Raw genomic sequence first — 13,765 nt, forward strand, 5'->3', positions numbered from 1 at the left:
CTTGGCGATATAACCCAATAAACATCGAGGCTACGGCCTCTTTGTTTGTTTTATATACGTTTAATAACGCTTGTTTATGCGCTTTAACTTATGTAATTAAATTACATAACACTCTAGAAACTCACTTGTTATCGCTGTACACTCCTTTGCTTCGGACTATCCGGACATACAAATTAACCCGATAAAATCAATTCGATATAGTCAATTCAATATGGTCTCTGCAATCACTGGAAGCTTTGCAGCCCTGCTATATCTGAAATCATAATTTGTGCAGCAATAAGGAGTTAGCACGAAATGGATGTCACCCCTAAAACGCCCCCAGCGGCTGAATCAGTTAAGCGTTTACCCAAATTAGATAATCAAGAGTTGGTGAAAACCAGTTTTTGGATTAGTCAGATTTTTATGATTGTGGCTACTGTTGCCGGTGTTTATTTGGCGGCTCAAGAAGGTTTGAGTCAGGCAATTAAGTTTGATGATCTAAACAACAAACAAAATAACTATTATCTGCGTAATGCGCTTTATGATGAAGTCCAAGATAATATTGTGACGATAAATGAGTACGCAGAGCTTATCGCCACAAGCACTGTCAGTGCCTATGACTTAGCAAATGTGCGTCCAACAATCTCAACTTTTGTTTGGGAAAACATGCGTTACTCTCAAAACACCTTAGAAACCCCTACTGAAATTCTCACCGAAACTCGCCGTTTTTATATGCTATCTGATGACTTAGTTAAAAAGCTGGAAGCACGATACTACGGCCGTAAATTGGGCGCTAAAAAGTTAAAAGCGCTGACTGCAGAAGTAGAGGCCAATACCTTGCCTAAGCTTAAAAAGAGTTTTGAAAATTTAGCTGTACACCTAGAAGAAAACGGCATTATTGTCGAGTAAGGAACAACGATGAGTATGAAATGTCCAGGATGCGCTAGCGAAGAGATGCGCGTATCTTTTTTCCATGGCGAAGAAGTCGATAGCTGCACATCTTGCGGTGGTATTTGGTTTGATAGTGGCGAATTAAATGCTGCGCTTTCAGCTGCCGATAACGGTAACGACAGCGTTGGTATTGAGAACTCGTTAGGCGCACATAAAGGCGTGTCAGATAAAAGCTGTAGTCATTGTGACGTTAAGTTAGAGCATTACAACTTGATGGACGGCTTTCAGGTTGAAGTCGATGTTTGTCACTCTTGTACCGGCGTATGGATTGATGAGCATGAGCGCGAGAAAGTAGTGCAGTCACCGCAGATCCAAGCAGCTTTAGAGCATTTGAACCAGAAGGTTAACGTTAAAACTTGGGTATTTCAGTTTTTGATGCAGATGCCAATGGAGTACAACTTAAAGCCTAAGACCACGCCTTGGGTGACCTATAGCTTGATTGCCATCAATACGCTGATTTTCTTAGCAACTGTTTTACAACCTAGCGCAACTGAGTGGATTTATGAAACCTTTGCACTTAAGCCGGTAGATTTAATGCAAGGCCAGAATATTACTGGTTTAGTTAGCCATATGTTTATGCATGGTGGCTGGATGCATTTAATCGGCAATATGTATTTCTTATATGTTGTGGGTGACAACCTTGAAGATGCACTTGGGCATAATCGCTTCTTGGCGCTGTATCTTATATGTGGTTTTGCCGCCGCGGCAGGGCACATTATTTCTGAGCCGAGTTCATCTATCTATATGGTTGGCGCAAGCGGTGCGATTGCGGGTCTGTTTGGTATGTACTTATTGTGGTTTAGGCATGCAAGCTTGACCTTTATGTTTATTGTGTACCAGAAAAAACTATCGCCAATGGCATTCTTTGCGATTTGGTTAGCGATGAACCTGTTTGGTGCTTACGTCGGTGGCGGCGGAGTGGCTTACTGGGCGCACATCGCTGGTTTTGCCGCAGGCTTAATTATTGGTTTTGCGTTGAAAGAGAAAGTCATGCAACAAAATCCGATTTTAGCCATGCTGAACTCGCAAGAGCTTAAAGTCGCACGTTAGTATTAAGCGATTGATACTCGTTAAAAAGGCCGCAGTTGCGGCCTTTTTGGTTTTTATGTGCTAGTTAAAAATGCCATTGTAGATAAACACTTTGGTAGTTACTGCCGCCGCTAATGCGGCCAAAGGCTGAACTAGACTCAAAGATCCCCGATCTATGATGAATGCTGTAACCTAGCCATAGGTTATCCATCTTGGCTGAGTTGAATACATCGCCTAAGTTTACATCCAAGGAGAAGTCTAAATAGTTAAGTAACTTAGAGGGCTTATATCCTTTAACATCAAGCTCAGAGCCTTCAATATGAGTCACACTGCTGACATAAGATAAACCTTCTGCAACACCTAATCTGAAGCGTGGCCCAAGCTCAAAGGTATAGAAAGCCTTAATGGCAATAACGGCTTCAGCCAAGTTATCCTGTACTTCTGAGTCGTGGTGCCACACCACGCCGGGAGTGAGGTATAGATCAATGGGCAGGTTAAACAGACTATCGGTTAACTGAGTACCGTAAAATGCAGAGGTGAATTGATTATTATAAGGGTCAGTTTTCGTTTGCCATTTTAAGATGGCGTTGAGGTTCGAGGGGGTTGCCCAACCATGGGCAATCCGCAAATATTCGCTACCTTCTTTACGCTTTGGCGACACAGGCTGCGCTGAATACTGCTTTTTATTGGGTTCGGGATAGAAGCCAAAACCTAAGAATGATTCATATTGAAAGCGGTTGTTGATTGTCGGTAAGTGGTAGACGTCATCTTCAAGACGTCCGACGCCAAATTGACCGAGTAAATACAAGTTACTGACTACATGATAGCGGGCTTTGACGCCTGCATTGAAGGCGACACCTCCACCGACATCATACATATCTAACCCGTAATAGTGGTCATTAAAGTCTGCACTTTTCCATTGAAACTCAGCATAAGGCTTAAGAGTCCAATCACCGGATTGCCAGTTATATTGGGTGCGACTGTAACCATAGCTGCGCTTGTTTGAATCAGATAAAAAGGCGATATCGAAATCCCATTCATCTTTCACAAAGCGGTACTGCAGACCAAAGTCAAAGGCTTGTGACTGTGATTCATTTTGCAGTTCTTTGGGAATATCGACAAAGCGAAAACGAGTATAGAGGTTAATTTGATGATTGTCGTTTTTCCAAATATGCCCAGCAGCTTCCATACCATTAATGTAGAAGTAATCATTTTCAAAATAGATTAGCGGCAAGGTGTCGTAGACCTCATCTTGCTCGGTGGCATAAGGAATATCGCCTCTGCGTACACCAATACCTATGCCCCAATTATTAGGCCATGGGCTAACGCTATCTTCACCAAGCTCTACTGGAGGCGGTGGCATTTGGCTTTGATCTTCTGCTGCCTGCAAGTAGGCAAAGGGAATGAGTGAGCTCAAACTTAAACTCAAGCAAAGGGGAGTAAGTACTTTAAATGTCATATTATTTTCTTGTTAGCGCTGGGTACTAGAGATAAGAATACTGCTTTTTAACTATCAGGCACATAATTTTAACAACAATGGGTTAAGCAGGACTTAAACATTGAATGAAAGCGGCTAGTTTTAGCTGATAAAAATTGGCAATAAAAAAGGCCGCATTCGCGACCTTTAAAGGGTTATCAACTCAGGATTAATCTGCTTCTTTTAAGCTTTGAGTTAATTCAACAATGGCTTTTTTACCATCGCCAAATAGCATCAATGAGTTATCTAATGCAAATAATGGGTTAGGTAAGCCAGCAAAACCTGGACTCAATGAGCGCTTAACTACAACCACTGTTTTGGCTTTATCAACGTTTAGAATTGGCATACCGTAAATCGGGCTACCTTTATCTTCACGCGCCATTGGGTTAGTTACGTCATTGGCACCAATCACAATTGCCACGTCAGTTTGTTCAAACTGTGGGTTGATCTCATCCATTTCGATGAGTTGCTCGTAAGGCACTTCGGCTTCGGCTAGTAGCACGTTCATGTGACCCGGCATACGACCTGCTACAGGGTGGATTGCGTACAATACTTGCGTACCGCGCGCTTCCATCACAGAAGCTAGCTCACGTACTGCATGCTGTGCCTGCGCCATAGCTAAACCATAACCCGGCACAATCACAACGCGCTCTGCAGTTTCTAGTAGCATTGCCACTTCTTCAGGTGAAGAAGAAGTCACTTTACCTGCGTAAACTTCATCAGCATCAACGGTTTCGCCGCCTTCAGCCATAACGCCAAAGAGAACGTTAAACAGTGAGCGGTTCATGGCTTTACACATGATTTGCGTTAGGATAATGCCTGATGCACCAACGAGTGAACCCGATACAATCAGTACTGTGTTGCCGGTAATGAAACCCGTTGTCGCAGCAGCAATACCTGAGTATGAGTTAAGTAGCGCAATAACCACTGGCATATCGGCGCCGCCAATTGGCACAACCAATAGCAAACCTAGGACGAGTGATACCGCAACCAAAGCGTAGATTAGGTTGATGTTGCTAGGGTCCATAACAATCGCAATACCAAGGCCGATGGCACTGATAAGCAAAATAGCGTTAAGGAGTTTATTGCCCGGTACTTTAATTGGGTTGCCTGAGATCAGCTCTTGAAGCTTAGCAAACGCCACAAATGAACCTGATAGTGTTACCGCACCAATAATCACAGTTGCTGCGATAGAGATAAGTGCCACAGTATGAGTTGCACTGCTTGGATCCAGGAAGTTAGCTAGCGCAATAAATAGTGATGCACCACCACCAAAACCGTTAAGCATAGCTACCATTTGCGGCATTGATGTGACTTGGATTTTGGTTGCCATTACAGCACCAATGGCACCACCCAGTAGCACACCGGCAATAATCCATTCGTAGCTTAAAATGTTTTGGTCAAACAGGGTTACAACTACAGCGATAAACATACCCAGTGCTGAAAGCTGGTTACCACGCACTGCGGTTCTTGGCTTAGTTAGCCCTTTAATACCTAAAATAAATAGGCTGGCTGCCACAAGGTAGGCGAGGTAAATAAACGTCATACTCATAGTGGCTTATTTCCTTTTGAACATGGCTAGCATGCGGTTAGTTACCATGTAACCACCCACAACGTTAATGGTGGCCAGTACGACGGCAATAAAGCCCAGCACGTTGACCCAAATGCCTGCACCAGAACCTGCTGACAGCAGTGCACCAACTAATGAGATCCCAGAAATAGCGTTAGAGCCTGACATTAATGGTGTATGTAGGGTTGGTGGCACCTTAGTGATCATCTCAACGCCTAAGAACACTGCAACCACAAATAGGGTTAATAGCAGTAAAATTTCCATTATTTAGCCTCCGGAGTCGTGTTTGAGTCATCAGCATTTACGCTTGGCTCATTTACCTCAAGTGTTGGCAAGCCTAGTAGGTCGCGCAAACGGGCACTGGTCACTTCACCTTGGTGAGCAACGACTGTGTCTTTAACGATTTCATCGTCAAAGTCGAGGTTTAGCTCGCCGTCTTTGTTAACTAATAGCTTGAGCAAGTTTTCAATATTAGTGCCGTACATTTGGCTAGCATGATTTGCAGCTGATCCTGGTACATTTGATGGGCCAAGAATCGTCACGCCGTTGTAAACTACTTCTTTATCAAGCTCAGTTAGTTCACAGTTACCACCGGTTTCTGCCGCAAGGTCGACAATAATGGTGCCGGCCTTCATGCCATCAACCATCTCTTTGGTGATAAGAATTGGTGCTTTGCGTCCCGGAATTGCCGCAGTAGTGATAACAATGTCCTGCTGAGCTAACACGTTAGCCATGGCTTGTTGTTGACGCTTTAAGAAGTCATCAGACTGCTCGGCAGCGTAACCACCTTTAGTTTCAGTGTTTTCTGCTTCAAGATCGAGCTCAACTGGCTTAGCACCCACTGAAATAATCTGTTCACGGGCGGCGGGGCGAATATCGTAAGCCTCAACCACTGCACCTAAGCGCTTTGCTGTAGCACAAGCCTGTAGACCCGCAACACCCACGCCCATGATAAAGGCGCGTGCTGGCTTTAAAGTACCTGCTGCAGTCATCATCATCGGGAATAAGCGCGGCGCTTTATGGGCGGCTAACAGCACCGCTTTATAACCTGCGATTGTCGCCATCGATGATAAAATATCCATGCTTTGCGCACGAGTAATACGTGGCACAAGTTCAAGCGCGATAGCGGTTGCCCCGGTAGCTGCAATCGCTTGAGCATTTTCAGGGTGCGCCAGTGGATCCATCATGCCGATAACGATTTGTTGTGGCTTGATCGCTGCTGATAGCTCTGCAAGCTGCTCGTCTTTGGCGTTCACAACTGTGATGATGTCTGCGTCACTGAGAACCTGTTCGCGGCTCACAATTGTGGCGCCAGCCTGAACATAATCCTCATCAGTAAAGCCGGCATTGCTGCCTGCACCACTTTCGACAAGAACATGTAAGTTATTTTTAAGCAGTCGAGTCACATTGGCTGGGATGATCGCTACGCGACTTTCACCAGCATGACTTTCTTTCGGTAGACCTAGCTTCACAAAGGTAAACCTCTCAGTTGAGGACATTCGTATGAACAGATGTCATTAATTTGTCAGGGTGCTTATTGTGGCGACTCTAAATCCAGACACAAGTGCATATTTTTCAATATCCTGTTTTCTGGACTGGTCAGACTAAAAAGTTTGCGCTACGCCACACTTTTGAATAGAAGTTTGCGCTAGCAAACCCTACAGCAAACGGATTTGTTGATTCGCCTGTTACTTTTGTAGCTTAATTTTTGAGCTTTGTATATTCCTAAATCGAATTAAAAATTATCTTTTATTCTTTTTTCTTTATCTGGCGAGGGGCTAAGCTGGGCGACATTACACTGATACAGGGCCGTTTCCATGTTGTTAAAAGAGCTTTCATCACTCGCTTCACCGCTTTCTGCTGGTCAAGTGGACAAGTTAAAGCAGCTCACTGCAGAGCTGAGTGCCGTTCAACTTGCTTGGGTTAGCGGCTATCTTGCTGCAACGTCTGAACAAGGTGCGGCAGGTGTACCTCAAGTTGCGGGAAGCAACGAGGCGGGTACTGAACAAGTTATTACGATTCTTTATGGCAGCCAAACGGGTAATGGCCGTGGTGTCGCAACTGAGCTTGCTGAAAAAGCACAAGCGCAGGGTTATGCGGTAAACCTGACTTCGATGGGAGATTACAAGACCCGCCAATTGAAGCAAGAAAGCTTATTGCTATTAGTGGTGAGTACTCATGGTGAAGGTGAAGCGCCGGATGATGCCATTGAACTGCACAAATTCTTAAGCTCTAAACGGGCCCCTAAACTGGATAACTTAAATTATTCTGTGTTGGCACTAGGTGATTCAAGTTATGAGTTTTTCTGCCAAACAGGTAAAGACTTTGACTCTCGCTTAAGCGCGTTAGGTGCCAAAGCGATTGCGCCAATTGTTGAATGTGATGTTGATTATCAAGAGCAAGCGGATCAGTGGCAAGCTGATGTACTAGAGGCGGTTAAGCCACTTGTTCAAAGCGCGGGTGCCAGCGTGGTGTCTATTGCTAGCAGCCAAGCGGCAACATCAAGTTTTACTAAGCAAAAACCCTATACAGCCGAGTTGTTAGTGAGCCAAAAACTAACGGGTCGAGATTCTGACCGTGATGTACGCCACGTGGAAATTGAGCTAGGTGAATCAGGCATTAATTACCAAGCGGGTGATGCATTAGGCGTGTGGTTTACCAACTCAGAAGCCTTAGTGTCAGAGCTTATCAGTGCGTTATCTCTTGATGAAAACGAGCAAGTCACTGTGGCGAAAGAGTCATTTAGCTTGCGTGATGCGTTAACCAATAAAAAAGAGCTAACCCAGCTTTATCCTGGTTTGGTTAGTGGTTGGGCTGAGCTTAGTCAAAACGCAGAACTATTAAGTTTAAGTGCTGATAAGGCATTGACTCGCGAGTTTGTGAATAACCATCAAGTTGCTGATCTAGTGCGTTTATACCCTGCAAAAGCAACGGCTGAGCAGTTTGTTGGCTTACTTCGTGGCATTACCCCAAGACTTTACTCAATTGCATCGAGCCAGTCAGAAGTTGAATCAGAAGTGCACTTAACTGTGGCCTTAGTTGAAGATGAACGTGACGGCGTAACTCGCTTTGGCGGCGCATCGCAGTTCCTTGCGAGCGCTGAAGAAGGTCAAGCAGTGCAAGTGTATGTTGAGCCAAATAATCACTTCCGTTTACCAGAAAATCCAGACACGCCGGTGATCATGGTTGGTCCGGGTACCGGTGTTGCGCCATTTAGAGCCTTTATGCAAGAGCGTGCAGCGCAAGGTGTTGAAGGTAAAGCGTGGCTATTTTTTGGTAACCCACATTTTGAACAAGACTTCCTGTATCAAACGGAGTGGCAACAATATCTGCAAAGCGGTGAGCTATCACGTATCGACTTAGCATTCTCTCGTGATCAAGAACACAAGGTTTATGTACAGCACAAGATTGCTGAGCAAGGTGAGCAATTGTGGCAGTGGCTAGAAGACGGCGCGCATTTCTATATTTGTGGTGACGCAGAGCGCATGGCTAAAGATGTACACCAAGCTCTGCTAGATGTGGCGGTTAAGTTTGGTAATAAAACGCCTGAGCAAGCAGAGCAATATTTAGAAGAGTTAAGAGCCGCTAAACGTTACCAAAAAGACGTTTATTAAGGCCAGCTTGTAGCTGAAGCGTAATGATGAGTGACGCCATGCTAAAGCGGGCGCAAAACAAAAAGAATTTTAAGAGAGTACCTTGCTATGAGTGAGCAAAAGTTAGCAGTAAACGAATATTTAAAAACCGATAGTGATTACCTGCGCGGCACAATTCAAGAAGGCTTAGATACTGCAGTGACGGGTGCTTTTAGTGAAGGCGATCAGCAGTTAATTAAGTTCCACGGTTTTTATCAGCAAGATGACCGCGATTTACGTAATGAACGTAAAGAGCAAAAACTAGAGCCATTATATAGCTTCATGTTGCGTGCCCGTGTTGCTGGTGGCGTATGTTCGCCAGAGCAGTGGTTAGCAGTTGATAAAATTGCCTCAAACCTTACTAGCTCAAACAGTATTCGTTTAACCACCCGTCAAACGTTTCAGTACCATGGCATTCCAAAGCGTAACCTAAAAACCATTATTCAAGATCTTGACCGTGAAGCACTGGATTCAATTGCCGCATGTGGTGACGTTAACCGTAACGTAATGTGTAACCCAAATCCGGTTGAATCTAAGCTACATCAGCAGGCTTACGCTTACGCAAAGCAGCTGTCAGACAATATGCTGCCGCACACAAAAGCCTACGCAGAGATCTGGCTAGATGATGAAAAGTTGGTGACTACCGAAGGTGAAGAAGTTGAGCCGGTATATGGTAAAACTTACCTGCCACGTAAATTTAAGATGGCCGTTGCTGTGCCGCCAGATAACGATGTAGACGTTTACACTAATGACCTTGGTTTTGTTGCTGTCGCTGACGGTGATGAGTTAATTGGTTTTAACATGGTTGCTGGTGGCGGCATGGGCTCAACCCACGGTGAGGTGGCTACCTTCCCGCGTTTAGCCGATGATTTTGGTTATATAAAAGCCGAAGATACTCTTAAATTTGCTGAAGCCGTTATGACCATTCAGCGTGACTGGGGTAATCGTGAAAACCGTAAACTGTCGCGCTTAAAGTACACCATAGTTAAACATGGTTTTGATAAGTTTAAAGCGGAAGTAGAAGCTCGCACAGGGATCAAGTTTGAGCCTAAGCGTGATGTGGTGATCGGCGATCGTGGTGATCGTTATGGTTGGAAGCAAGGTGTCGATGATAACTGGCACTTAACCTTATTTATTGAAGGTGGCCGGGTTAAAGATTTACCGGGTCAACCATTGCAAACGGGTTTACGAGAAATAGCCAAGATCCATAAAGGTGATTTCCGTATGACCTCCAACCAAAACATCATTATTGCAGGCGTCCCCGCTGCCGATAAAGAACAAGTTGAAGCATTAGCAAGACAACATGGGCTAATGGGTAAGCTTATTACTGAAACTCGTGGTCACTCAATTGCCTGTGTTGCACTGCCGACTTGTGCTTTAGCAATGGCTGAAGCTGAGCGTTATTTCCCGGACTTTTTAACTAAAGTTGAAGCGCTACAAGATAAGCATGGTTTCTTAGACCAAGGCATTGTTATTCGCATGACGGGTTGCCCTAATGGCTGTGCACGTCCATTTGCTGCCGAAATTGGTCTAGTAGGTAAGGCGCCTGGTCGCTATAACCTGTATTTAGGCGCGAGTTTTGAAGGTACACGTTTGAATAAACTGTACCGTGAGAATATCCAAGAAGCGGAGATCCTTGCGGAACTAGATGCCCTGTTTGCGCTATATGTTAAAGAGCGTGAAAGTGGCGAAACTTTTGGTAATTACACTGTGCGTAGCGGTGTGGTTACGGCAGTCATTGATGCTGCTAAGGACTTTCATGGCTAACTTTGAATCCACAGTTAACGCTGAGCCAGCAGAAACTGTGATTAGCGCTGATGAGCTGCAAGCCTTACTCAGTGCACCTAAAGTTGAGCAACAAGCTGAACTTGCTCGGGTTAACGTTTTTTTAGCAGCGTTGACCCCAGTACAGCGAGTGAAGTGGGCGTTGCAATATTTACCGGGTAATCATGCGTTATCGTCAAGCTTTGGTATTCAAGCTGCAGTGATGCTGCATATGGTGAGTACTGAAAAAGCTGATATCCCGGTATTGCTAACCGATACAGGTTACTTGTTCAGTGAAACTTATCAGTTTATTGATGAGCTTACCGAGCGACTCAGTTTAAACCTTAAAGTGTATGCTTCACCTTTTAGTGCAGCTTGGCAAGAAGCGCGTTTTGGCAAGCTATGGGAGCAAGATATTGATGGGTTAGATAAATACAACCAAATCAATAAAGTTGAGCCGATGCAGCGAGCTTTAAAGGAGCAAGCTGTAGGCACTTGGTTTGCAGGGTTGAGACGTTCGCAGTCGAGTACCCGTGAAGATTTACCGGTATTAGCTATCCATGGTCAGCGTTATAAAATTCTGCCGATTATTGATTGGAGTAATAAGCAGGTACACGAATACTTAACTCAATTTGAGTTGCCGTATCATCCGTTATGGGATCAAGGTTACGTGTCGGTTGGCGATACCCATTCAAGCAAGCCGCTTGAGTTAGGTATGAGTGAAGAAGAGACCCGTTTCAACGGTTTAAAGCGTGAATGTGGTTTGCACTTTGATATTTAGCGAAAGCTTACTCAGTTCTTCTATGATGTAGAAAAGCCAACTCAGTAAGGCTTAAGTAGTACCAATATGCTACTTAAGTCGATTTGCTTTTTAATCTTTAAGCGTGTTTCTTGCCTCTTAAGTTGTTTTGTAAGTTTTTGTAATTAAATAAATTTAGTTCTTAAGTATTAATCTTTGTTTATTTTTGTACATTATTACTCACAAGGTTATGCACAGACGTTTTTTTTAGGCTATAGTTCAAAGTTCCCGTAGATGGTTTTAGGAAACTGTTCTGTATCAGGTCTAAATAGACTCAGTGATTTTTAGTCTTCCCCTGATTAAGTCGCACAAGCTTAATCAGCTAGAAATTACAGGCAGAGCTGTCAGTATCGAATAAACCAAGTTCGATTGTAAACGTCACATTTTGGCAGTAAACAGACGTTAGAATCGAACATATTGATTGGCTTGCTGGCGCTAGCTTATCAAGCAAACTATCCCCAGGTAACTCGCAGTTGCAGAGTTACCTGGGGTTTTGTTTTATAGCGCTGCTACTTTCCTCACTGTGAGTTTGTATATCTCCCCCGCTGTTACTCTCCTTCTATAGCATTAGCTGGTGTTTACCCGCTCCCTCGTGCTAACGACTATGTATGCTAGGTGCTTTATATTGGCTCTGTGTAGATACTGAAAAGCTAAATGTGCTTTTGCTTAAGTTGGTAATAAGTAGGAATAATGTTGTAGTATTGCAGCGCTAATGGCTTGTTTTTATTTTTACTGGATTAATTGAATTATAAATGGAGTTTTGAATGAATAAGATGCTTATCGCGGCAGCAGTTGTTGCTGCAGGTGCTGGTGGATATTGGTATAGCCAGCAATCGGCACCACTGTCGACAAGCGATGACGTAGTCCTTAGCTACGTACCGGCTGATACCCCTATATTTTCCGCTCAATTACAGCCATTTCCTATTAAGTCTTATATCAATTCTCTATCAGAAGCTTATCGACAGTACCCAGCAGGTGCGTTTAGCGAGCTGGAAAATGAACCAGATGAGCGGGCGCAGTTTTTTGTTAGCTTACTAAAATCATACGCAGACTCGATGCAAGACGGCGATACTTTCATTAAAACCTTTGGTCTTGCTGAAGATATTCGCAGCTACTTTTATACCCTTGGCGCTATGCCAGTGCTTAAAATCGAGGTTGAAAATGCAGATGCAATTTGGGCATTACTAGATAAAGCAGAAGCTGAAAGTGGCTTAGCTCATACCCCGGCTAATTTAAAAGGTGTGGATTACCGCAGTTATCAGCTTACAGATCCTGAAGATCGGGAGCAGATTAGTTTAGTATTTGCAGTACATGATGGCATGTTTACTACCACATTAAGCACCTCGTTTATTGATGCTAGTGTGCTTGAAAATGCACTTGGGGTGACCCCGGTGGATAACTCGATTGTTGATGCCAATATTATTGAAGGCATCATCAAAAAACATGGTTTCACTAACGATGGTGTTACCTACATTAATCATCAAGAGATCGTGACTGGATTAACTAGCACCGACGGTAACCAACTGGCGGGTCAATTATCAAAGCTTTATGGCATCATGGGTGAAGATCCTATTCAAGATTTAAAGTCGCCAGCATGTAGTTCGGAGCTTGCTGCAATTGCTAACAATTGGCCGCGTACCGTTGCTGGTTATGATGAGCTAAACGTTACAGAAAACAGCAGCTCGTTTGGCTTTAGAACGGTAATTGAAGGTGAAAACAAACTGCTACTTGATGCTTATCAAAAGCTACGCGGCTTCCTACCTGCTTACACTCAAGATGTAGATAATAGTGTGTTTAACATTGGCTTAGGCATTGATGTGACTCAAATGGTGCCATCTTTAACTGCTATTTGGGACGATATGCTTACGCCTGAATATCAGTGTGCTGCGCTAGCTTCAATGCAAATGCAGATGAGCCAGCAAAGCCCGGCAATGCTAGGTATGTTTACCGGTATGGCGAATGGCGTTAAAGGCGTAGGTGTCTCGCTCATTGATTATAAAATTAGTGATGATGTCAATTCCCCTCAGCTAGAAAGCTTAGATGCAGTCGTGAGCTTATCTGCTGATAATCCTGCCATGCTATTTAATATGGCGAAGTCTTTTGTACCAGAAATGGCTAGCATTCAATTGTCAGAAAACGGTGATGCGATTGATTTAAAAACCATACTGCCTATTCCGCCTGAAATGAATATTTCACCTAAGTTGGCGTTAAAAGGTAAGCACTTGGTGTTGTTTTCGGGTGATAAAGGCGCTGCAATTGCTGACAGCCTAGCCAGTGAGCAACTGGTTAATAATGGCATGATGGTGGTTTCAGCTGATTACATGAAAATGTTCGATCCACTGTTAACTTTTATCGAGATGACAGGTGAGCCAATTCCTGAAGAGCTAGAAGCGATGCAGAATTATGATATTCGCACCAAGTTCACTGTCGATGTTGCTCCAGAAGGCTTTGAAATCGACACCCATATGAATTCACGTTCATCTAAGTAAAAAGCTTATGCCATAATAGCTTACTCGCCAGCCTAAAGAGGCTGGCGTTTTATATTTTAAGCAGAGTGATTGGTT

10 protein-coding genes are annotated in these 13,765 nt (G+C 44.0%); 6 read left to right on the plus strand and 4 right to left on the minus strand.

The genetic code is table 11. The features are described from left to right. Positions 1-294: 294 nt before the first annotated feature. Positions 295-888 (plus strand): hypothetical protein, encoded by a 594-nt coding sequence (locus tag MSG37_RS05800; RefSeq protein WP_248469638.1) that lies wholly within the window; start codon positions 295-297, stop codon positions 886-888. A gap of 9 nt (positions 889-897) precedes the next feature. Next, positions 898-1,980 (plus strand): rhomboid family intramembrane serine protease, encoded by a 1,083-nt coding sequence (locus MSG37_RS05805; protein WP_248469639.1) that lies wholly within the window; start codon positions 898-900, stop codon positions 1,978-1,980. 64 nt (positions 1,981-2,044) lie between these two features. Here the strand turns inward: MSG37_RS05805 and MSG37_RS05810 are convergent, their stop codons facing one another. The 4 genes from MSG37_RS05810 to MSG37_RS05825 form a co-directional block, all read right to left on the minus strand. Then, positions 2,045-3,418 carry a MipA/OmpV family protein gene (locus MSG37_RS05810; RefSeq protein WP_248469640.1) on the minus strand — a complete coding sequence of 458 codons (1,374 nt, stop codon included), beginning with the start codon at positions 3,416-3,418 and terminating at the stop codon, positions 2,045-2,047. Positions 3,419-3,605: 187 nt separating this feature from the next. Then, positions 3,606-4,988, minus strand: a complete 1,383-nt coding sequence (locus MSG37_RS05815) for an NAD(P)(+) transhydrogenase (Re/Si-specific) subunit beta (RefSeq protein WP_248469641.1) — start codon at positions 4,986-4,988, stop codon at positions 3,606-3,608. Positions 4,989-4,994: 6 nt separating this feature from the next. Next, on the minus strand, positions 4,995-5,270 hold the full coding sequence (locus tag MSG37_RS05820) for an NAD(P) transhydrogenase subunit alpha (protein WP_012153916.1): 276 nt from the start codon (positions 5,268-5,270) through the stop codon (positions 4,995-4,997). Further along, positions 5,270-6,478, minus strand: a complete 1,209-nt coding sequence (locus MSG37_RS05825) for a Re/Si-specific NAD(P)(+) transhydrogenase subunit alpha (protein WP_248469642.1) — start codon at positions 6,476-6,478, stop codon at positions 5,270-5,272. The genes MSG37_RS05820 and MSG37_RS05825 overlap by 1 nt, the downstream gene beginning before the upstream one ends. A 345-nt stretch (positions 6,479-6,823) precedes the next feature. On the opposite strand from MSG37_RS05825, the gene MSG37_RS05830 reads away from it, so the two are divergent. The 4 genes from MSG37_RS05830 (at position 6,824) to MSG37_RS05845 (ending at position 13,690) form a co-directional block, all read left to right on the plus strand. Beyond that, positions 6,824-8,620 (plus strand): assimilatory sulfite reductase (NADPH) flavoprotein subunit, encoded by a 1,797-nt coding sequence (locus MSG37_RS05830; RefSeq protein WP_248469643.1) that lies wholly within the window; start codon positions 6,824-6,826, stop codon positions 8,618-8,620. An 87-nt stretch (positions 8,621-8,707) separates the two neighbouring features. Further along, positions 8,708-10,405, plus strand: a complete 1,698-nt coding sequence (cysI, locus tag MSG37_RS05835; RefSeq protein ID WP_248469644.1) for an assimilatory sulfite reductase (NADPH) hemoprotein subunit — start codon at positions 8,708-8,710, stop codon at positions 10,403-10,405. Next, a complete protein-coding gene (locus MSG37_RS05840; RefSeq protein ID WP_248469645.1) occupies positions 10,398-11,183 on the plus strand; it encodes a phosphoadenylyl-sulfate reductase in 786 nt (261 codons plus the stop codon). The genes cysI and MSG37_RS05840 overlap by 8 nt, the downstream gene beginning before the upstream one ends. A 782-nt stretch (positions 11,184-11,965) precedes the next feature. After that, on the plus strand, positions 11,966-13,690 hold the full coding sequence (locus MSG37_RS05845) for a hypothetical protein (protein WP_248469646.1): 1,725 nt from the start codon (positions 11,966-11,968) through the stop codon (positions 13,688-13,690). Positions 13,691-13,765 lie beyond the last annotated feature (75 nt).

The sequence above is a fragment of the Shewanella sp. 1CM18E genome (assembly GCF_023161665.1).
Classification (GTDB): domain Bacteria; phylum Pseudomonadota; class Gammaproteobacteria; order Enterobacterales; family Shewanellaceae; genus Shewanella.

Excerpts from the sequence above, each read along its gene's own strand:
- MSG37_RS05800 (WP_248469638.1), top strand. The coding sequence starts at position 295 with ATGGATGTCACCCCTAAAACGCCCCCAGCGGCTGAATCAGTTAAGCGT.
- MSG37_RS05805 (WP_248469639.1), top strand. The coding sequence starts at position 898 with ATGAGTATGAAATGTCCAGGATGCGCTAGCGAAGAGATGCGCGTATCT.
- MSG37_RS05810 (WP_248469640.1), bottom strand. The coding sequence starts at position 3,418 with ATGACATTTAAAGTACTTACTCCCCTTTGCTTGAGTTTAAGTTTGAGC.
- MSG37_RS05815 (WP_248469641.1), bottom strand. The coding sequence starts at position 4,988 with ATGAGTATGACGTTTATTTACCTCGCCTACCTTGTGGCAGCCAGCCTA.
- MSG37_RS05820 (WP_012153916.1), bottom strand. The coding sequence starts at position 5,270 with ATGGAAATTTTACTGCTATTAACCCTATTTGTGGTTGCAGTGTTCTTA.
- MSG37_RS05830 (WP_248469643.1), top strand. The coding sequence starts at position 6,824 with ATGTTGTTAAAAGAGCTTTCATCACTCGCTTCACCGCTTTCTGCTGGT.
- cysI (WP_248469644.1), top strand. The coding sequence starts at position 8,708 with ATGAGTGAGCAAAAGTTAGCAGTAAACGAATATTTAAAAACCGATAGT.
- MSG37_RS05840 (WP_248469645.1), top strand. The coding sequence starts at position 10,398 with ATGGCTAACTTTGAATCCACAGTTAACGCTGAGCCAGCAGAAACTGTG.
- MSG37_RS05845 (WP_248469646.1), top strand. The coding sequence starts at position 11,966 with ATGAATAAGATGCTTATCGCGGCAGCAGTTGTTGCTGCAGGTGCTGGT.